Below are 20087 nucleotides of genomic sequence, written 5' to 3'. Positions count from 1 at the left end.
AAAATGCATTCAAATATAATGATGATTTTCTTTTATATGGAAATAGATTTCTTATTTTTGTTAGCTATTAATTTTTTTCATTATCTTTTTTAAAACACGAACCTGAAACAGCTTTAGTTAGTATAGCTAATTCTTTAAAAGTCCTGCACGAGAAAAATGATATCGCTTTGATTACCAAAAAAAGTGGGGAATAGAACCTCGAAAGAATCACATAACTTTCGTTCTACAAACATTTAGACGAGAAATTGCTAAGAACCACAGCCGCCCTACCGAATATAAACGTTTGAAAACAGAGACTTATCTGAAAGTCGACATCGCCGTCTTCAGTCGCAAGAGCCATATATTTGCCCAGCAATAATATAGATGAACAACGACCTCATGCGAACTTGGGATTCATACGGAACGAAACATCTTCACGCGAAACACGTTCAAGATAGCGACTACTATTTCAGAAAGAACTTCGGCCACTTTGAAAATCAACCATCCTCCTGCTCGAGTTCTGCAAAAGAGAATGCTTCACTGAGTTAGCTCCAAATTAGTATATATACTCATGAGATTATTGGAGGCACGAAGTATCAGCCTTAATTTTAAAAACTGTAGTGTAAGGTATAGAAAACCCGGTAGTGCTTAGGCACTACCGGGTTTACAAGATGGCTCCGTCTAAAGACTTTGCTCTATTTAACCCTAAGGGAGGGTCAACTGTTATTAAACTTACGGTGCTTCAGGTGCATCTTCTGGCGCATCCTCAGATGGTGGTGTTACAACTCCAGTCACAAGACCTTTTACAGTAACAGTTTTTCCGTTAAGAAGGTAAGTTACAATGAAAGTATCAGTCGCAGCTGCATTCTGAATATCAAGGTTTACTGAACCATTCGAAACTACACGAAGATCCGTTTTCGGAATCGAGTTATCTACTAGGTTTGTAACCGTCAATACAGGCTCGATTACAGAAAGTTCTACGCCATATTGATCAGTAACTTTCAAGATAGATTTCAATGTTGTAGCATCATTATTTCCAGCAAGTTCATTAGCATCAAATTTAGCTACACCATCAACCACTGAATCTTTAACAAATTCAATTTTCTCAGCTTTTGGAGCAACTTTCGAAATCGTTACATTTTTTGTAATAGTTGAAGGTTCTTTTTCTCCATCAATTACAATCGTAACTGTAGAAGTAGTTGTATCGGCATTAGTAAACACACCGTCGTTCGTAGCAATTGCTGAGTTCAATTTACCGTTAGCATGGTTCAATTTGTTATCGGTAATGACAGTGTAGTACGAAGCAGGGAGAAGAACTTTAGAACCATCTGCTTTCACACCATAAACTTTAAGATCTTGAGTATGAGTAACTGCTAGTCCATCTGCATAAAGCGTACCCACTTCAGCAACCTCAAACGAGTTGTAAGCAGATTTATCTACTGTTGTGAAGCTTACTTTAAGTGGACTTGTTGCTACTACTTCATTTCCGTTATAAAGTGAGAACGTTACATCTTCAGAACCTTTAGCCACACCAGACAATGTGATAGAAGTAGAGTTTGAAGTAAGTGTTCCAGCTGCAGATACTGCTCCAGAAACTGCATCCGCTTCAGTCACTCGTACCGAAAGTCCTTCAGAGGCTAGTTTACCTTTCAAGTCAAACGTACGACCATATTGATCTTTAGCTACAATATTCTCGTAAGTGATGACTTGTTCGCCACCAACTGCTAATGTTGTTTTCACGTCTTTAAGTGACTCAATTGTTGCAGCATATGCAGCAGCTTTAACATCTACTTGGAATTGTGAAACATGTCCGCTAGCAGGAACTGTTGCAACTTGAACATCGAATCCAGCTGTTCCAGCTGTGTATTCAAGTACCGCTACTCCGTCTTTTCCTTTAACTAGGTTAAGTTTATTTGAAGAGAACGATACTTTACCGTTAAGATCATCAAATTTCGTGACTTGAGCCCCAAACTGATCAACAGCTACGAATGGCACTGCTACTGTTTCGTTAGCTGCAACGAGTTCTGCTGGTGCAGAAATATCGAACTTAGCAACTGCTGGTGCAGCCTTAACGTTCACTTGATACTGAGCTACTTTACCAGTCGAACGCGAGATTGCTGTAACAATTACTGTTCCACCTTTAGCGTAGTTAGCTCCTTCAGTAAAACGAAGACCTGTTTGTTTTTTATCAGCTCCAAGTCCAGCAACTACTCCATTAACGTTGAGAACTGCTGGGTTAGAAGAAGTGAAGATAAATCCTTCGTTTACTTCCGCTTCATTGAGAGCTTTACCATACTGGTCTACACCATTGAGAAGAAGTGCGAATTCAGATCCTGGAGTAGATCCCGTAAGCTCTTTACCATCTTTATGGAAGATGTTAGAGAATGTAAGCGAATCTGCAACAGCAACGTCAGCGATTGTAATAGCTTGTGAAAGTACTGTGTTTGTTGACACATTAATACCTGTCACAGCAATCAAGTCACCCTTTTTCAATTCAGTTGCTGATGAAAGTGTAAGAACACCTTTGTTATCATCTTCTGCAGTCACGCCATTTGATGCAGTCCACTGAATGCTAGTAGCAAGTGGTGAAGATGTAATATCTTCTCCGTATTGGTTAGCTACTTTATAGTTGACTTTGGCCGAAAGTTTATTAGATGCTACCGGTGCTGTTGTAGAAGAGAAAGTAATAGCTCCAACTTTTTCGTTCTCAACTTTCACCGTTTTTGTAACAGGTGCTTCAGTAAGGCCAGAGACAGTCAACGTGTAGTCACCTTCGAAAAGTTTGCTTGGAAGTTCAAGTTTAGCTGATTTTTTATCAGCAGAAGGAACAACTGTAGCATTAACAGCAACTGTTCCACGCTTCAATTCAAACTTAGCTTTTGAAAAATCAACTTCTTTGTTGAATTCAACTTGAAGAGCGTCTGCTGCTACAGCTTTAAATTCTCCAACTTCCACCTTCGTGTTTTTAACTGTGTAAGTAAGCATCTTCGTGATGCGGTTACCGTTGTGGTTATATGAAACGAGAACTTCTTGCTTGCCTTCATCCTTCGTGTTGTAGTTCGAGCTCATTGTGAAGTTTGCAGGAGCTTGTGTGTAAACTTTACCGTCACGGTACATAACGCGGATCGATGGTTTTTCGAGTTCAGAACCAGCTTCGACTTCGCCGAGGTCTTGGTCAAGAACGTAGAGTGGGTAGTTACGAGCGTAAAGTTTCTTGATGTATGTCTTGCCATCAGAACCTTTACCTGTGACTGTTTGCCACTTGTTGATTGCTGTTACGAGGTGTTTGCCCCATGTGATTGTAACGCCTTTTGGTGCGTTGAGAGCGAGTGCCTCTTTGAACTTGCCGCCGAGTACGACTTCTGCTTTGAGCTCAACTACTGAAGTTGAAGCTTCTGCTGCCATTACTGGAGTAAGGGCTGCTGCCGTCACAGCGAGTGCTGCTGACGCTTTGACTAACTTGAATGATTTCTTTGCCATCTTGTGTAAATCCTCCCTTTGGTATGTTGCGATTTTGCGCTACCAGCTTGCAAGCTCCGCTCCCCCCACTAAACGATTCCATATGTATACGCCATTCAACCGAACGACTTATCCAGCCTGATCCTTTAGGTCTTGAGCTTCACCGAAACTAGTAGGTATTTTTCAAGATGTGACTCTTGAACAATTTACCAAGTATGAACTTGGAAAACCTTACATCCATAATATACATAACGCTTCCAACTAGCACAAGCGTTTTTTTTCGCAAAAGTGGGAATGATTTTAAATTTTGGAGCTTTGGAGATTATTCAATAAGCAATTTCCCTCTTTTTAAAATGTCGAAACGAGTCGAAAAATGCCGATTTTAAGCCGTTTGTGAATAATTCATGATTTATATACCTTTAAAAGGATATTAAATACCTTTATTTGGATTAATGTATAATTTCCATGTTTAAAATTTGATTTGCATAAAAACAGCCATTTTTTCATCCTTATTTTTACATTGACCAAACTTTTAAAAATGAATCAAATCGCCTAGTTTAAATTTGATGGAATGCCTTTTGACCCTATCTCGTTGTGCTCGGACACAAAAAAAAGCCGCCGGCACGTGGCCGACAGCTCTCTCGCTTGCAACTTTCTTCTATTATTAATACCCAGCGTACTGGAGCGACTGGATGAAGGCACGCTTCTCGCCACCGAGGAGCGCCCACTCATAGTCGTACTCATATCCTTCGATCGTGATGACGATGCGGTTCTCAGGACGGACGTGTTGTTTAATGAACGCAATCATCTTCGCGTCTGGTTCGAACAAGTACGTTTCTTCCACTGAGCCATCATCGTATTCATCGTAACTGACATCGTAAGGGTCAATCGTGTGGACGAACGACGCGTTCCCGACACGAATGCGAAGTCGTTTGAAGTCGACCATCTCGCCGTCTTCAGCGATGTAGTTCAACAAAAAGGCCATGTTCGCTTTCGACGGACGATCAAAGAAGAGTGGCGCGAACGTCTCGTTGTAGCGAACCCATCCGTTTGTTGCGAATACTTCTTTATGAAGCGTCAATCGGAACCCATCAAAGTTGACGCGGTGGAAGTTGTTAAAGAGCGCATGTTGTACCGTGAGCGTTTCAGCAGCACTGCGGTTGCCAGCACCGTCACGGACGACGAGTGACATCTTCTTGCCGAGCGGTTGTTTCGGAATCGGCAAGACGAACTTACCTGTCGACATGACCGGGGCCGTGTATGCTTTCCCGTCGATTGTGACGATGACTGTCGCGAGCGGCTCGGCCGTGCCGGCGATCCCGTTCGATACTGTTGTGACCGCTTGTGACAAACGCGCTTTGTTTGGTGCAACCGTGTCTGCGACGACTGTCGACTTCACGAGCACACTGAGTGCACCGTTTGGTTTCTTCGCTTGTGCCGTAAGGACCGTCCCTACTTTTTGAAGCGCGATGACGCGACGATAGTTTCCGTTCGCATCGAACGTACCGTTGAACGTGCTCCCACCAACTGTGACCGTGACCGCGAGACCTGGCGTCCCTTTCACTTCAATCGCACGTGATGAGTTATCCACTTTTCCGATGACCGGTGCTGCCGGACGAGCCGACGCGTCTTCTGCGACGATGACACGTGTCGTTTCGCTCACATTTCCACTTGCGTCGACTAAACGGACGTCGATGATGCGACCGACTGGTTGCGGTGACATCGAGAAGACTGCTTCCCCGTTCGTGCGGATGACGCGTTCGTACGTCTTTCCAGCGATGAGGATTTCCGCTTTCGCGCCGACTTCACCTTGAATCGTAAGAGTCGTCGACGTATGAAGCGGTGCCGAGACGACCGGTGCGTTCGGTGCTGTCACATCTGCTGCGACTTCTGGCGTCGTCTCCTCTTGCGTTTCAGTCGAGACAGGTGTCTCAATCGTTTCACCCGTTTCCGGCTGTTCGACTGTTTCTGTCGTTTCCGTCTGTTCGACAGGCTCGACCGTTTCTGTGTTACCTTCAGCTGCGACGAATGCCGGGCTGAAGCCGCCGATGACCAGTGTACCGGCGAGGAAGAGAGATAAGTACTTCGGTTGTTTCATTTGAATGAATTCCTCCTAAAATAATGTAGCAATAGACAACAGCTTTATTATATGGGATTTTTTTTTAGAAAAGGTACATAAATTTCTAAATTATGAGTATGATTTTCATCTTTGGAAGACATAAAAAAAGACACCTCCAAATAAGGAGATGCCTGTCGCTCATACTTCATGAATCATCGTGGCTTGGCCACCTTGCCAGAGCCATGTGTCGCCTTCTTTTACATAAAGGTGGAGCGCCCAAAAGCGCCCTTCATATGCGTTCGTCCCAAGGATGAAGCGCTCCTCGAGGAGCAGTTGGACGATGGCGAGGTCACCTTTCACCGTCTCATCAAACGTGACCGTCTCCTGTGCGATCCATTGGACGGAAGTCGGGTCGACGAACTGGTCTAAAAACGTTTCTTTATCGAACTGACGGCCGCTCGAGTCCACGTAACGAAACGAATCATGCATAATGCCCCGCATCGCCTCCAGGTCTCCGCCCGTTTGGAACGTGGCTCGGTCGTCAGATAGTTGTTTCATATTTAATGTTTCCATAGATGTACCTTCCTTTCAGCGTTCATCATACCACAAACTTCGCACCGACTTCATTCGGACTCACCGAAACCCAATTTATCCCAAAAATGAACGATGAATCATCTTCCCGTCTTTACCCGCCTGTCCATATTCTTATACCTAATCGAAAGACCGGCTAAGCCGGTCTTCCTCATTCGATCCCGAAACGGGTATTCAATTGTTCACGGACGACGGCCGGACGACGCTCGGCGAACTGACGCATCTCAGCGAGTTCGGCCTCCCACGCGTCGACCGATGGGATGTTCCCCCACCGTGCGATTTGCCGCGGCATCTCCGGGGCGATCGTGCTCGCGACCTCGTCGAGTTTTGATGTCATCGCCTCCGGTGTGAACGGTCCGGCGAGCAGTTCGTTAAAGATGGCGAGGAACCGCTCCTGCCCTTCCTGACTCGCCATGAGCGAGCGGAAGAGCGCATGTTCCGGTCCAAGCCCTGTCAAGAAGGCGAACATGTCGTAGTTGACGCTCTCCTCGAGCGGCAAGCGCCCGGCGAAGCCTTGATCGAGGTCGAAGACGACCCAGCGCCAACGCCCGTCATGGCCGTACACGTCATCGTCCGTCAAATCCGTCGCCTTGCGCCAGACGACGTAGTTGTTGAACATGCTGTCGAGATTTCCGTAAAACGCCTGGTAAGCGACGTACTCCAAGAAGTTATCGACGTCCATCCTGCGCTCGAGCTCATCGAACGCCTCGGGCGCGTTCAAGTCGCTCGTCTCGGCGAAACGGACCATCTCCCGGTAGTGAATCAAATCTGCGTCTCGCCCCGACTCGATGACGAAGCCGTCCGGCATGTCCTGGTCCGCCTCGAGAATGGCAAGCTCGGTCTCGTCGATGTCGTATTTGATCTCGAAATAGTCCGGGGAATACAGTTCCCGCAAGTTATGAAGTCCCCAATACTCCCCGTTCACGAGGACGATTGTCGGCTGATAGTCTTGGAAGTCAAGCGGTCGCTCACTGAGGAGCTCCTGCATGAACGCGTCCCGGAGCATCGCCCCTTGCCAGTCGTTGCCGGCGTTCCTGAGGAGCAGGCGATTAAACTCAGTCTCGTCGTTCCCTGGGAAGAACGGGTGGTAAAACCGGCTCTGTCCGTATTCGCTCCGTGCATACAAGCGGAGGCTCTTCTGGGCGAGACCGCGGGAGAACCCGCCATGGATGCGGATACCGATATCTTGGCCGAAGACATGCTCCCCGCCTTCAAAGTAATCGACGTAAGCCGGTCGCTCCCATTCCCGTCCCGTCTCGAAAAAGTTGCCACGCCCGAGCTCGAGCGGGCCGTCCGGTACGTCACCCGGCGTATAGATGCCGATACGTTCATCGAACAAGTTCTTCGCGTCCGTCGTGAGCGAGACAACAGGAAGGTTCGACGTGAACAAGTCCGCGTCGAGTACATACGTCCGCGTCGAAAGGGCGCTCGTCGCCCCGTCTTTTACGCTCATCGCCCGGATGACGAGGGCACGTTCGGTCGCCCCTCGTTCGAACGTCGGCGGAACTCGGTTCGTCGCCGTTCGACTGTTCGAGAGCACCGCGTTGTTCGCGGTGAGCGTCGGGTCGAGCGTGATCGGCGCCGTATAACGAGTCGACTCCGGTGTCGGGTCGCTCCCATCAATCGTATAGAAGATGTCGGCCCCGTCTGCCGCCTCGAGTGAGAGCGATGTGCCGGGGGCGATGATGCCGCTGTCGACCGAGAACACCGGCCGGTCTGGCAACTGTTCGAAGTCGCGGTCTGTGACGCGCTCGGCGATGCCACTTAGGCTCGAGTAGTCATGCGTTGCGTTCCCCGTCACGTACAGCCGTTCCGAGATGTCGAGACGCTCGAGTGGAGAAAAGTCCGCGATGCGGTTATCGCGCAAGTTGACGTCGACGAGCGCCGTCAATCCTCGGAGCGGTTCGATGGAGGTGACGGCATTGCCGCGAACGTTCAGGTGCGTCACGTTCGGTGTCCGTTCGAGCGCCTCGAGCGAGGTGACGTCGTTATCTCGCAAATTGAGCATCGTGAGCGTCTCGGACGCTGGTAAGAACGAGAGGTCGCTCACGTCGTTCCCTTCTAAATTGAGCGTCTCGAGCGTGTCCGGAAGTTCCGGCACGTCCGTCAATCGGTTGAAGCTCAAGTCGACCACTTTCAAATGACGGAGGCTCTCGAGCATGGACACATCGGTCAGGCGGTTGCCGGACAAGTTGAGCGTCTCGAGCGACTGAAAATGCTCGAGCCCTTTCAAATCAGTCAAGTCGTAGCCAGATAAATCGAGTGACGTGACGCCCCGGACCTTGTTCTGATTGAACGAGCCGACCGGTATATTCAACTCTTCAGCCAGCGCCGCCTCGAACGCCGCCCCGGCCGTCGCGTTCTCTTCGGCGAGATAATACATGCCGCCCCACGTGCCGGCGAGTACGGCGGCCAATATTCCAATTTTTAATACCTTCATATAATACGAGCCTCCCGACGTCTATGTACGTTTGCGAATCGTGTATTGTAACAGTATACTTAAATTCTAACACACCTTAACAATTTTTTAACAATCCCTAACGAAGGAGAGACACCGTGGCCCAAGAGATATTTAAGCGATACGAGATCAAGTATTTAATCCCATTTGCCAAGTACCTTGAGCTCCGTGAGCTCATCATGCCCTACATGCATTATGATACGTACGGCAACCCCGAAGGGAAATATAACATCGTTAGCCTCTATTTCGACTCAAGCGACAAGTCGATCTATTACGAGACGCGCAACAAGCTCCCGTTCCGCCAAAAGTTGCGTCTCCGGGTGTACGACCAAGCCGACCTCGGCAGCGCTTCGTTCATCGAAGTGAAGCAGAAGTTCAAAAACGTCGTCAACAAGCGCCGGTCGATTCTTCCACTCCATCAGGCGTACGACATTTTGCGCGACCCGCATAAACCGCTCGAGACGGTCGAGGCGTCGAACCCGCAGATTTTGAAAGAAGCGCTCCATTTCCAACACTTGTACGACCTGGTGCCGAACACGGTCGTCAGCTATGACCGTCAAGCGTTCTCCGGGACGTTCGAGAAAGACCTCCGCGTCACGTTCGACTATAACCTCATGTGTCGAAACGATGACCTCCGAATCGAGCATGGGCCAGAAGGGCTTCACTTTATCGACCCCGGGCTCGTCGTCCTTGAAGTGAAAGTGTCTGAAGTCGTCCCGTTCTGGCTCGCCCGCATCTTGTCGGACCTCGAATGCAACAAACAGAGCGTCTCGAAGTTCTGTACGAGTGTCGAATTGTTGGAACACGAAAACTTAAGTGAAGGTAGGATTTTGTCATGACCGCTTTCTTTAACGAAGTACGCCAGCTCGCCGACGTCACCTCGCGCCTTACCGTGCTCGAGGCGGCCGCAGCCATCTTCCTCAGCTTCATCTTGACGCTTTGCATCGCTTATTTGTATAAACGGACCCATACCGGCGCCCGCTACTCGCAATCGTTCGTCCAGACGATCATCATCATGGGTGTCACCGTATCGGTCATTATGATCGTCATCGGCAACAACGTCGCCGTCGCTTTCGGACTCGTCGGGGCGTTCTCGATTATCCGCTTCCGGAGCGCGATGAGCGATCCGAAAGACATCGCCTTCATCTTCTTCGGCATGGCGGCCGGCATCTCGTGCGGCCTCGGCTTCTACATACTCGCCATCCTGTTCACCGTGTCGCTGTCGGTCATCATTCTCCTCTTGTATACGTTCGACTTCGGTCGCGGCGGCTCGGACAAGAAGCGGCTGTCGATCACGGTGCCCGAGAACTTGCATGACGAGACGGCGTTTGACGGGGTGCTGTCGGCGCACTACAAGTATTACGCGCTCCGTTCGGTCGAGACGACGAACCTCGGCACGATGATCCAGCTCGTCTATATCGTCCAAAACAAAGACGGCGTCAAAGACAAGCAAATTATCGACGAGCTCCGCAAGATGAATGGCAATTTGAAAGTGTCCGTCAACTATTTGAATACGGAAATCTTCTAACATAAAAAAATCGGCCCTCGCGAGAGGACCGATTTTTTATTTGACGATGACCGTCGTGATCTTGCTGACTTTTTTCGTCACATCTTCCACATGGACGGATAAGCGCTCACCTTTTTTCAATGCGCGCGTCTTCGCCGTGTACGTACCATTCAGTGTCACTTTCGATTTGCCGATGACGCGTTTTTGCGCGTCTCGGACGACGACCGTCATGCCGGCTTGTGCTTTCCCGGACACTTGTTTCGCGTTCGCACGAGGTGCCGTGACAGTCGGTGCGTTCGGACGGAGTCCTTTCGCGACCGTGATGCGCTCGCCTGTGAAGAGCGAACCGTTCGTATACGTCACACGGAGCACGGTGCCCGGTTTTTGTGGCGAGAGCGACATCGTCACGTTTCCGTTTCGAGCCGTTCCCCAACCGATACGTTTTGTTCCGTTATAGACGTTGACGACCGTTCCTGGTTTCGCGGCGACCGTGAACACTGGCGCGTTGTCGAACACGCGACCAGGCTTCGGCGCGATTTGAAGCATCGACTCGGCACGATAAACGTTTACTTTCCCGTATCCGCTGACGACGTCATAGTACGGGAGAAGCGGCGTCTCTAACTCGTCGAGCACGTACTGCATCCCATCAGACATGCGCGGATCTTTTGGCGCGTCGCCACCTGTGAAGGCGAGTGGTTCAGCCGAACGGCGAAGGATTGAGCGAGCACCTTCGACCGTCATCCGTGGGTGCTGTGATACGAGAAGTGCAACTGTCGCGGCGACGTGTGGTGTCGCCATGCTCGTCCCGTCCATATAGACGACGTTACCATCCGGTACGAGACTCGCGACTTTCGATCCCGGAGCTACGACGTCGACGTTAATGCCGAAGTTTGAATAGTCGCTGACGAGACCGAACGTGTTCGTCGCGCCGACCGAGATCGTATACTTCGATGAGGCCGGATACGAGACGAGTGACTGCCCGTCGTTCCCTGTTGCTGCGACGACGATGACGCCGCGGTCATGGGCATACTTCAACATGTAACCGATCGTGCGGCTCTCTGAACCCCCGAGACTCATGTTGATGACTTTCGCCCCTGCATCAACAGCGTACTTGATACCGAGTGCGATTTGGTCCGTTTCCCCAGAACCCCATGAATCGAGTACTTTGACCGGCAAGATTGAGACGTTCGGCATCATGCCGCGCATCGATGTGCCGTTGTTTTGCGTAGCTGCAATGACGCCGGCGACGTGTGTACCGTGACCGTGATCATCGATCGCATCGCCTTCCCCGTTCGGGTCGACGAAGTTTTTGCCGTTCGCGACATCGACTTTTCCTTTCAAGTCGAGGAGTCGGTGGTCGACCCCGGTATCGAGTACGGCGACTTTGACAGTACGGGCCTTCAGTTTAAGTGCCTCATACTTGTCGAGCCCGATGCCCGCATCCGCGAACGGCTTCAAGATGGAGCGGCTGTTGACCGACCATTGATAGCTGTACGTCGGGTCGGCCATGAACGCGGAGTATTTCTCGATTGGCTCGATATACTCGACGTTCGGGTCGTTATTCAACATCGCCTGGGCGGATGCTTGCGTCTTCGACGTGGCAGCCTCGACGTCGACGAGGGCGAAGTGGTCACCCGATGCCCCGATTGAGAGACGTTCGGCCGAGACGTCACGTAGCGCGTTCATCTTGCCAATCGATTGGCTCGGTGACGACTTGTATTTGACGATATAACGCGGCGCGTCCGAGACGTTCACTGTGATGCCAACGCGGTTGAACACGTCCGTGAGCGGTGTGCCCGCGAGTTGATCCATGCCGACGTTCCCTGCGACCGTCGCGATATCCGCCTTCAAGCCTTCCGGTACGCTCTGGTTGACGAGTCCGTGCAGACGGTTAATCGCGGTCGCCTCTTTCGCTGATACCGTGTGCTGTTTCTGGTCGACGAGTGCCGTCAAGAGCGGTTTTAACGTCACGAGGTCTTGATAGGCCGCTTGACGTTTCGTTTTATCGAACGTGACCGCTTTGACGAGATATGGCGAAGCGCGGTAGTAGAGTGCCGCGAGCTCACGCCCTTCCTCCGACTGGTTGAGGACACCTGTCTGGACGCGACGAATCAACTCGAGCATCGTCTTTTTGTCGTTTCCTGACGTAAAGATCGTTTCGACGGCACACATGCCGCCTTCTTGTTGTTCATACTTCACGGGTAGTTTAACCGGATTATAGACGAGCTCGATGTCTGAGGCGAACTCGGACATATCCGGCTCACCTGGTGGTTCTTCCGAATCTTCCTCTTCCTCAAGCGAGAAGCTTTCTTCCGGCGGGTACATGTCCGGCGTCTCCATCGGCATATACTCGACTTTCACATAGTATGGTCCTTCCCATGCATACGGGAGGTGAACCGTCGCCTTGCCGTCCTCTTTCGAGGCGCTTGAGCGATACAGATAGAACGTCTCGTCCTTCGCGGCCATCTCCGCGCTCGGATAGACCGAAATTTGAGCGAGTTTCGTTGCTTCCATGACAATCTCCATATGGGTCATGTCACTTGGACCGTTTCGTTCCATCTTGAACCAGTATGTATTGACCGGTTCGACGCCTGTCGTAAAGGCGACTGCTTTTCCGGCTTCAAGCCGTGTCGCCTGCTTCATCCCGGCACCGGCATCGGCATGAATGCGCGGTGGGACGAGCGAGACGACGAGTAGGAGCGCGAGCAATGTCGCAACAGTCCGTTGCACCATTCGTTTCATCTTGTTTCCCTCTTTTCCAAGTATTAGGTGAATCACCTTGGATATAGTATACGGGATATGACAGAAAATGTTTCAATTATGTTACGAAAAGATTTCATCTCGATTTCAAGATTTTCGTGTGTCTGTGTATTGACAAGTTCTCCTCTGACCTGTAAAGTGACGATAACATCATACGAACTCGCGATGAGAAAGAAGAGTAATGCGGACGTGGCGTCTCCAGAAAGCCGGTGGTCGATGTGAACCGGTGACGTCGCCCGCATGAATGGGCTTTTGAGCGTTCAGACCGATACGTAGGCTCTGACGGGTCCTCCCGTTAACGAGGACAGCGAATGATCGTTCGCGATGAGTGGGGAGACGTGTCGTCTCTCAACGAAGGTGGCAACACGGGGAATCTCCTCGTCCTTCATGTCCGTTAGGGCATGAAGGACGAGGAGATTTTTTGTTGGATGGCTTGAAGTTGTTCGATTGATGTCCCACGGATATAGGCGCCACGGTCATCATAAATAAATAACACGTATCCTTTCGTTCGATGAATGAGTTGTACAGAAGGACACGTGCCACATCGTCGACAAAGTCGTGGCGTGAAGTGGAAGTCTTGGTGACAAATCGCTTCTAAAAGCGAATGGAGTCGAAGCTGTTTCTTGTCTGGAATCGGGACTGTAGCTGTCCAAACTGCTTCTTCACCCAAAGCTGTCTGTGTCAACGTTGTGTTGTACCGTGCCTCTCGATTACGAATGAATCGGGACAGATATGTCGGTTGAAACGGAGAACCGTATACATGATAGACGAGAAGGATAGGATCTCCTTCCTCGAACAAGGCGTCTACCAGATCATGCGACTTCTTCACGACCGACTGAAAATAAGCCGGATTTAATACGTCCGAATTCAAGTAAGGTGATGATTCTTCTTCAAGCTCGATATGATGTGTCAACGGGTCACATGAGAACTCGTCTGGTCTTAAAATTTGCATGTGCTTTCCCCTTTCTTTATCCATTATAAGGAGGTCAATCTTATGGAACAACGAATCATCAATGGCGATGAACTGACACCGGTGGCTATTTTCCACCGTCTAGAAGGTGAACGAAAAGTATTGCTCGAAAGCCGCGCCGAAGGCAAGCATGGTCGCTACTCGATTGTCGCGGCGAACCCGGTCGAGACGATACGAGTCGACGGGAAGCGCGTTTCGGACGCAAACGGAACGCTTGAGACGGACGACCCGCTCGCCCATTTGTCCGCGCTCATCACCCGTGACGTTCCGGACGTCCCGTACCCTTTCATCGGTGGTGCCATCGGCTATATCGGTTATGACATGCAGCGCGTCTATGAACCGATCCCGAATACGCCGAGCGAGACGCGTGGTTTGCCGGATGCGTTGTTCCAACGCTACGAGACAATCGTCTTGTATGATCACCTCGAGGAACAGGTCATCTTGATCGACACCGGCGAGACGAACGCAATGGAGCGGCTCGACGAGATTCAGCACCAACTCGAGACGGCACAGACACACACGCTCGAACCGGTCGTTCGGACGAGCGAGCGCATCTTGACCGAGAAAGAGGAATTCATCGAACGCGTCTTGAAGGCGAAAGAAGCGATTCTCGCCGGCGAAGTGTTCCAACTCGTCTTGTCGCAACGGATCGACGCGACGTTCACCGGTGACCCGTTCCACTTTTACCGGACGCTCCGGAAACAGAACCCGAGCCCGTACTTATTCTATATCGATCTCGGGGAAGCGATTGTCCTCGGTGCCTCCCCGGAGAGCCTCGTCCAAGTAAGCGGGAGCCGGGTGACGACGAACCCGATTGCCGGTACTCGCCCGCGCGGCAAGACAGTCGAGGAAGACATTCGTCACGGCGAGTCGCTCCTCGCCGACGAGAAAGAACTCGCCGAGCACCGGATGCTACTTGACCTCGGGCGAAACGATATCGGCCGCGTCGCAAAGGTCGGCACCGTCACAATTCCGAAACAAATCGAGCTCGAGCGCTTCAAAAACGTCATGCACCTCGTCTCTGAAGTCGCAGGCGAGCTGCGTGACGACTTGAATCCGATTGACGCGTTGCGTGCCTGTCTTCCGGCCGGCACCGTCTCCGGGGCACCGAAGATTCGGGCGATGCAACTCATTGACGAGCTCGAGACGGTAAAACGCGAAGTGTACGCCGGGGCGGTCGGGTATCTCGACGTCCGGGGCGGCTTCGACTTCGCGCTCGCCATTCGGACGATGATCGTGCAAGGCGACACGGCCCATGTGCAAGCCGGCGCTGGGATCGTCTATGACTCCAACCCCGTGTCGGAATATGAAGAGACGCTGCATAAGGCCAAATCCCTTCTGGAGGTGTTCGCATGATTCTACTCATCGACAACTACGACTCGTTCACGTATAACGTTTATCAAGACGTCGCCCGGTTCAGTGACGTCATCGTCGTCCGGAACGATGAACTCTCGGTCGAGGCGATTCGGGACCTCAATCCATCCGGGATCATCATCTCCCCTGGCCCCGGCGGCCCGCGTGACGCTGGTATCTCGCTCGATGTCGTCCGGGAGCTCTCCGGCGTGATTCCCATACTCGGTATCTGTCTCGGCCATCAAGTCATCGCCGAGGCGTTCGGCGGGACGGTCGGCCGAGCAAATCAAGTCATGCACGGGAAGATGTCGCGCATTTTGACGAGCTCGTCCGTCTTGTTTGATGGAGAATCGCTCGACGTCATGCGCTATCACTCGCTCATCGTCCAAGAGACGAAACTTCCCGTCACCGCTCGCACAGAAGACGGTGTCATTATGGCGCTCGAGCATCCTGACCATCCGACATATGGCGTCCAGTTCCACCCTGAATCAATCGGGACGCCCGAAGGACGGGATGTGTTCGAGCGGTTCGTTGAGAGGTGCGCGAAAAGACCGGGGCATGTGTCCGCGGTCTGACGGAGCATCCGTCTATTCCTACAACGTGATTAAAAAAAGATGAATCGATCCATCGAGCGCGTCTTCGAAGAAATCGGAGATGCGTTTTCGCATATCACATCAGAAGAAAGATTCGACCTATCGATGAGAACCTTTCAGCCTTGCAATTCATTTTAAGTGACGATATAGTTAAGTTAAGTAAACTAAATGAAATGAGTGTTCATTGACTTGTCTATAACTAGCTTACCATGTAAATAAAACCGTATTAACTTTCTACTTCTGTTTATTCACAATATGCTGAAGACTAAGGAGAACCAACATGAATCTGTTTGAATACATCAGTCTGTCTGCAACTGCGTGGTTTATGGGATTCTTCCCTATGTTCGAAATCTACTTGGCTATCCCGAGTACGATGTTACTCGGTCTCGATCATGTCTCTGCGGTGCTTTGGGCCGGATTCGGGAACTTTTTACCGGTTCCTCTCCTCGCCTATTTCTATGATTGGCTCCATCGTTTCAAACGTCTGAGCGGCTGGCTCGATCGCCTAGAGAAGCACCGATTCAGTCATTTGATGCGCGAGCATGGTAGCTGGTCGATTCTCCTCATCACACCCTTACTCGGGTCATGGGTCGTCGGTGTGATTGGCCATTCCATTGGGATGAGGCGCTCCACCCTCCTCATCTATTCAGCCATCAGCATCTTCGGGTATGGCGTGTTGATTGCTTGGCTCACCTCGAAAGGCATCGAGTTCACGTTCTGAGGCGCATCTGACGTCCTTGGGACACGAAAAGGGATCGGACTCATTCTGTGTTGAATGAATCCGATCCCTTTTTTGCGCTAGATTACCCAGATCTGATTTTCTGAATTAAGAAGAAATCACGTTTTCGTCTCTTTCGGTAAAAAACGCATCCAGCTGAACATCATGCTTATCGAGTACGATCTGTTCGCGCGCAATTCCCTGCTCACGCAACGACGCAATCGTCTCACGCAAGAAATCATCGCTCCCGACGACATAATATAGTCCGTCCAAATCCTGTGCGAGCGTCTTGACCGTTTCATGGTAGCGAGTGCGGCTATCGACGAACGCGGCTGTGAACTTCTCGGTTGATGTGAAGACATCTTGAAATAGATAGTTCGCCGACGAGTCGACGTTTAACGAATGGAGGTGCGGCACCCCTTCCCCATCCGTCAAATAGTCGAGGACGAGCGGACGGAACGTCGCGAGCCCGACACCCGCCGACAACAAGTAAACGTTCTTCCCGACGCGCTTCAACGGCACGTTCGAATGCGTCTTGAAGATGGCAACGTTCTCACCGAGCGTCATTTTCCGGAGAATCGACTTGAACTCGGAACATTCTTCTTTAATACGTGTCGTGATGCCAATCACGCCTTCTCGCGGTAACGTCGAGATCGACATGTGGCGAATCAGACTCCGGTTCGGTCGCTCCTCTTTATTGAACCCTTCGAGCGCGAAATGCGTGTGCGCCCCTTCCTCCCACGTGAAGCCGTCCGGCCGTTCGAGTCGGAACGTATATGTATCAGCCGCTTCTTTTACGACATCTAAAATTGGTGTCCAGTAAATCTGCATCGTCGTCACTTCCTTCTATATGATTAGTAGACCGCAATCGGTCCGTACGGGCCTTGGATGACCTCGAGCTTCGTCTCGAAGATGTTGGACAGGATGTCCCCGTTCATAATCTCGTCGACCGTCCCGAACGCGGCAATTTGTCCGTCTTTCATCGCACAGATGCGGTCCGAGTATTTCGCCGCGAAGTTGATATCGTGGAGCACGGTGACGATCGTCCGACCGAACTCGTCGGCGACGTGCCGTAAGTATTCCATCATCTGTACCGAGCGGGCGATGTCTAAATTGTTGAGCGGTTCGTCGAGGAGCACGTATTCCGTCTCCTGACAGAGCACCATCGCAACATACGCCCGTTGGCGCTGACCACCCGACAGCTCGTCGAGGTAACGGTGCTCGAGATGCGTCAAATCAAGAAAGTCGATGTATTTCGAGATAATCGCCTCATCTTCTTTCGTCAGCCGTCCCTTCGAGTACGGGAAGCGACCGAAGCCGGCGAGTTGACGCACGGTCAGGCGCGTCACGAAATGATTCTCTTGCCGGAGAATCGTGATGATTTTCGCCAAGTCTTTCGACTTCGTGCTCGACACGTCCATGCCGGCAACTTGAATTTGGCCTTCATCTAAATGGAGCAGACGACCGATCATCATGAGCGTCGTCGACTTCCCGGCCCCGTTCGGACCAATGAGCGACGTGAACCCCGCCTTCGGGATATCAAGGTCGATCGGTCCGATGTGGACGTGATCTGCGTACGATTTTTTCACTTGTTCGAGTTGAATCATAAGGACCTCCGCTTAAGAATGACTGCCAAGAAAATGATGCCGCCGAACAGTTCGATGATGACGGAGACGACACTTGGCGTATTGAAGATGTGGTACATGAAGAAGTAGGCGCTCGTCAAAACGAAGAAGCCGAGCGCGAACGCCATCGGGAAGACGTATTTGTGGTCATACGTCGAGGCGACCTGGTAGCTGAGCGTCGCGACCAAGAAGCCGAAGAACGTGAGCGGTCCGATGAGTGCCGTCGACACTGACATGAGAAGGGAGATGAGAATGAGCGTATAGATGACGCTCATTCGGTGGTCCACGCCGAACGACGTCGCCACGTCTTTCCCGAGTGCGACGAGATTGAGTCGGTTCGAGAACGCGTACAATAACACCCCGACGACAATCACGATCGGGATGACGATCGGAAAGTAGGCCGCGTCCGCATTCGTCACCGAACCGAACAACCGTGCCTGTAAGATATCAAAGTCGGACGGCGCGAGCATGCGGCGCATGAACGTCGACACCGAGTTGAGTCCGGTCCCGATGATAATCCCGACGAGTAGCATGAGCTGTAGGTTGGCGTATTTCCCCGATAACAACCAGCCATACAACAGGAGGCTCATGAGCACCATCAGCCCGACCTGCGTCAAGAACGCCCCCGTCCCAGTGAAGCCGACTAAGGCACCAGCCCCGAAGAAGAAAATCATACTCGTCTGAATCGTCGAATAGAGGGCGTCATACCCGAGGAGTGATGGCGTGATAATCCGGTTGTTCGTCACGGAATGGAAGGCGACGGTCGCCAGGCTCTGACAAAGTGCCGCGATCGCCATCGTCGTGACGGCGACGACGCGCCGCTCGACGACCGGCCAAAATGATGGTGAGTCGAGGGCGACCGGGTTATTGTAAAGCAACAACCCGAGCGCACAGAACACGCCACCGATGATGAAGGCGGCGAGGAAGAGCCAATAGCGCCGCTCCTCTCGTCTCGAACGGAACGCCGACGCACTCCGCTCCTTTTCTTGAAGCAGACGGACGTCCACTTCATATCCTTCTTTCTCGATGACCGTACTCATCGAACCCCTCCCCGCTTCCGTTGTTTTAGTAAGATTCCGATGAAGACGAACGCGCCGACCGTCCCAAGAATGAGGGAGACCGGAAGTTCGAACGGTGCGATGATCGTCCGCGAAATCAAATCACAGACGAGAATCGCCCCCATCCCCATGACGCACACCCAAGGCAAGTTACTCCGTAAGTCGTCTCCTCGAAACATCGAGACGAGGTTCGGGACAATTAAGCCGAGGAACGGTAAATTGCCAATGACTGTCGCGACAACCCCGACCGAGAGGGCGATGAGTCCGGTCGCCATCATCATGAGCTGGTTGTAGTTCACCCCGAGGCTCGTTGCGACGTCTTCCCCAAGTCCCGCGAGCGTCAACCGGTTCGCAAGCAAGAAGATGAGCACCGTCGCGATGAGGATGAGCCACAAGTACTCATAGCGCCCGACCTGAACCGAGGCGAATGAGCCGACGAACCAACCTTCAAGTGTCTGGCTCATTCGAAAGAAGAGACCGAGAAACGTGGAGACGGCCGAGATGACGGCGCCGAGCATGAGCCCGATAATCGGGACGATCAACGACGAGCGGAGCTTGACCGAACGCAAAAACCAAAAGAACACCATCGTCCCGACAAACGAGAAGACGATTGCTCCCGTCATCCGCATCACGAGCGTCGGAGCCGGGACGAGTAAGTATACAGTCAACAGCCCGAGCCCGGCCCATTCGAGCGTCCCCGTCGTCGTCGGTTCGACGAGCCGGTTTTGCGTGATGAGCTGCATGACGAGCCCCGACATCGCCATCGCGGCCCCCGTCAACATGAGGGCGACCGTACGCGGCACCCGCGTGATCCAAAACATGTCGAAGTCGGCACGAAGATCATACACGCCCGTAAAGAGCGATAAGACTGCGAGTAGTAAGACGACGAGCGTCGCGAAGAGAAACGACTTCGTCCATATGGTAGAAAAGGAGGGCTGAGACATTGTCTCAGCCCGA

Annotated in this window: 15 protein-coding genes and 1 other annotated feature; of the genes, 5 read left to right on the top strand and 10 right to left on the bottom strand. The window is 51.5% G+C overall.

All coding sequences use genetic code 11. The features are described 5' to 3' along the window. Window positions 1-711: 711 nt before the first annotated feature. From KNP92_RS02490 to KNP92_RS02475, 4 genes are all read right to left on the bottom strand, one after another. Window positions 712-3459 (bottom strand): hypothetical protein, encoded by a 2748-nt coding sequence (locus KNP92_RS02490; protein WP_214836547.1) that lies wholly within the window; start codon window positions 3457-3459, stop codon window positions 712-714. A gap of 643 nt (window positions 3460-4102) precedes the next feature. After that, window positions 4103-5536, bottom strand: a complete 1434-nt coding sequence (locus KNP92_RS02485; RefSeq protein ID WP_214836544.1) for an Ig-like domain-containing protein — start codon at window positions 5534-5536, stop codon at window positions 4103-4105. Window positions 5537-5695: 159 nt separating this feature from the next. After that, entirely contained in the window at window positions 5696-6055 is a 360-nt protein-coding gene (locus KNP92_RS02480) for a nuclear transport factor 2 family protein (protein WP_251136365.1), read from the bottom strand. Between the two features lie 184 nt (window positions 6056-6239). Beyond that, complete coding sequence (locus KNP92_RS02475; protein WP_214836538.1) at window positions 6240-8528, bottom strand: CotH kinase family protein; 2289 nt, start codon at window positions 8526-8528, stop codon at window positions 6240-6242. A gap of 116 nt (window positions 8529-8644) precedes the next feature. Here KNP92_RS02475 and KNP92_RS02470 point away from each other — a divergent pair, with 116 nt between their 5' ends. Together KNP92_RS02470 and KNP92_RS02465 are read left to right on the top strand one after the other, a co-directional pair. Beyond that, window positions 8645-9385: a polyphosphate polymerase domain-containing protein gene (locus KNP92_RS02470; protein ID WP_214836535.1), complete on the top strand. Its 741-nt coding sequence runs from the start codon at window positions 8645-8647 to the stop codon at window positions 9383-9385. Then, complete coding sequence (locus KNP92_RS02465) at window positions 9382-10074, top strand: DUF4956 domain-containing protein (RefSeq protein WP_214836533.1); 693 nt, start codon at window positions 9382-9384, stop codon at window positions 10072-10074. Before KNP92_RS02470 ends, KNP92_RS02465 begins: the two co-directional genes overlap by 4 nt. 36 nt (window positions 10075-10110) lie before the next feature. Here the strand turns inward: KNP92_RS02465 and KNP92_RS02460 are convergent, their stop codons facing one another. Together KNP92_RS02460 and KNP92_RS02455 are read right to left on the bottom strand one after the other, a co-directional pair. Continuing rightward, window positions 10111-12795 (bottom strand): S8 family peptidase, encoded by a 2685-nt coding sequence (locus tag KNP92_RS02460; protein WP_214836531.1) that lies wholly within the window; start codon window positions 12793-12795, stop codon window positions 10111-10113. 174 nt (window positions 12796-12969) lie between these two features. Then, window positions 12970-13202 (top strand) — a binding site (T-box leader). Between the two features lie 5 nt (window positions 13203-13207). After that, entirely contained in the window at window positions 13208-13765 is a 558-nt protein-coding gene (locus tag KNP92_RS02455; RefSeq protein WP_214836528.1) for a DUF3885 domain-containing protein, read from the bottom strand. 42 nt (window positions 13766-13807) lie between these two features. Here KNP92_RS02455 and trpE point away from each other — a divergent pair, with 42 nt between their 5' ends. From trpE to KNP92_RS02440, 3 genes are all read left to right on the top strand, one after another. Then, the gene (gene trpE / locus KNP92_RS02450) at window positions 13808-15139 is read left to right on the top strand and encodes an anthranilate synthase component I (protein WP_214836525.1); all 1332 of its coding nucleotides are present in this window, start codon (window positions 13808-13810) and stop codon (window positions 15137-15139) included. Then, complete coding sequence (locus KNP92_RS02445) at window positions 15136-15711, top strand: anthranilate synthase component II (RefSeq protein ID WP_214836510.1); 576 nt, start codon at window positions 15136-15138, stop codon at window positions 15709-15711. Before trpE ends, KNP92_RS02445 begins: the two co-directional genes overlap by 4 nt. Before the next feature lie 298 nt (window positions 15712-16009). Next, window positions 16010-16450, top strand: a complete 441-nt coding sequence (locus KNP92_RS02440; RefSeq protein ID WP_251136364.1) for a small multi-drug export protein — start codon at window positions 16010-16012, stop codon at window positions 16448-16450. A gap of 105 nt (window positions 16451-16555) precedes the next feature. On the opposite strand, the gene KNP92_RS02435 is transcribed toward KNP92_RS02440, so the two are convergent. Genes KNP92_RS02435 through KNP92_RS02420 form a run of 4 tightly spaced genes read right to left on the bottom strand, consistent with a single transcriptional unit; the run spans window position 16556 to window position 20074 of the window. After that, the gene (locus KNP92_RS02435) at window positions 16556-17278 is read right to left on the bottom strand and encodes a ferredoxin reductase domain-containing protein (protein WP_214836507.1); all 723 of its coding nucleotides are present in this window, start codon (window positions 17276-17278) and stop codon (window positions 16556-16558) included. Between the two features lie 23 nt (window positions 17279-17301). Then, the gene (locus tag KNP92_RS02430) at window positions 17302-18054 is read right to left on the bottom strand and encodes an iron ABC transporter ATP-binding protein (protein WP_214836504.1); all 753 of its coding nucleotides are present in this window, start codon (window positions 18052-18054) and stop codon (window positions 17302-17304) included. Further along, window positions 18051-19112, bottom strand: coding sequence for an iron chelate uptake ABC transporter family permease subunit (locus KNP92_RS02425; RefSeq protein ID WP_214836500.1), 1062 nt, complete (start codon window positions 19110-19112; stop codon window positions 18051-18053). The genes KNP92_RS02430 and KNP92_RS02425 overlap by 4 nt, the downstream gene beginning before the upstream one ends. Further along, complete coding sequence (locus KNP92_RS02420) at window positions 19109-20074, bottom strand: ABC transporter permease (protein WP_214840174.1); 966 nt, start codon at window positions 20072-20074, stop codon at window positions 19109-19111. The genes KNP92_RS02425 and KNP92_RS02420 overlap by 4 nt, the downstream gene beginning before the upstream one ends. Window positions 20075-20087 lie beyond the last annotated feature (13 nt).

This window comes from Exiguobacterium sp. s122 (assembly GCF_018618475.1).
GTDB lineage: Bacteria > Bacillota > Bacilli > Exiguobacteriales > Exiguobacteriaceae > Exiguobacterium > Exiguobacterium himgiriensis.
Note: the sequence above shows the minus strand (reverse complement) of the source record. Positions and strands in the feature narration are given on the sequence as shown.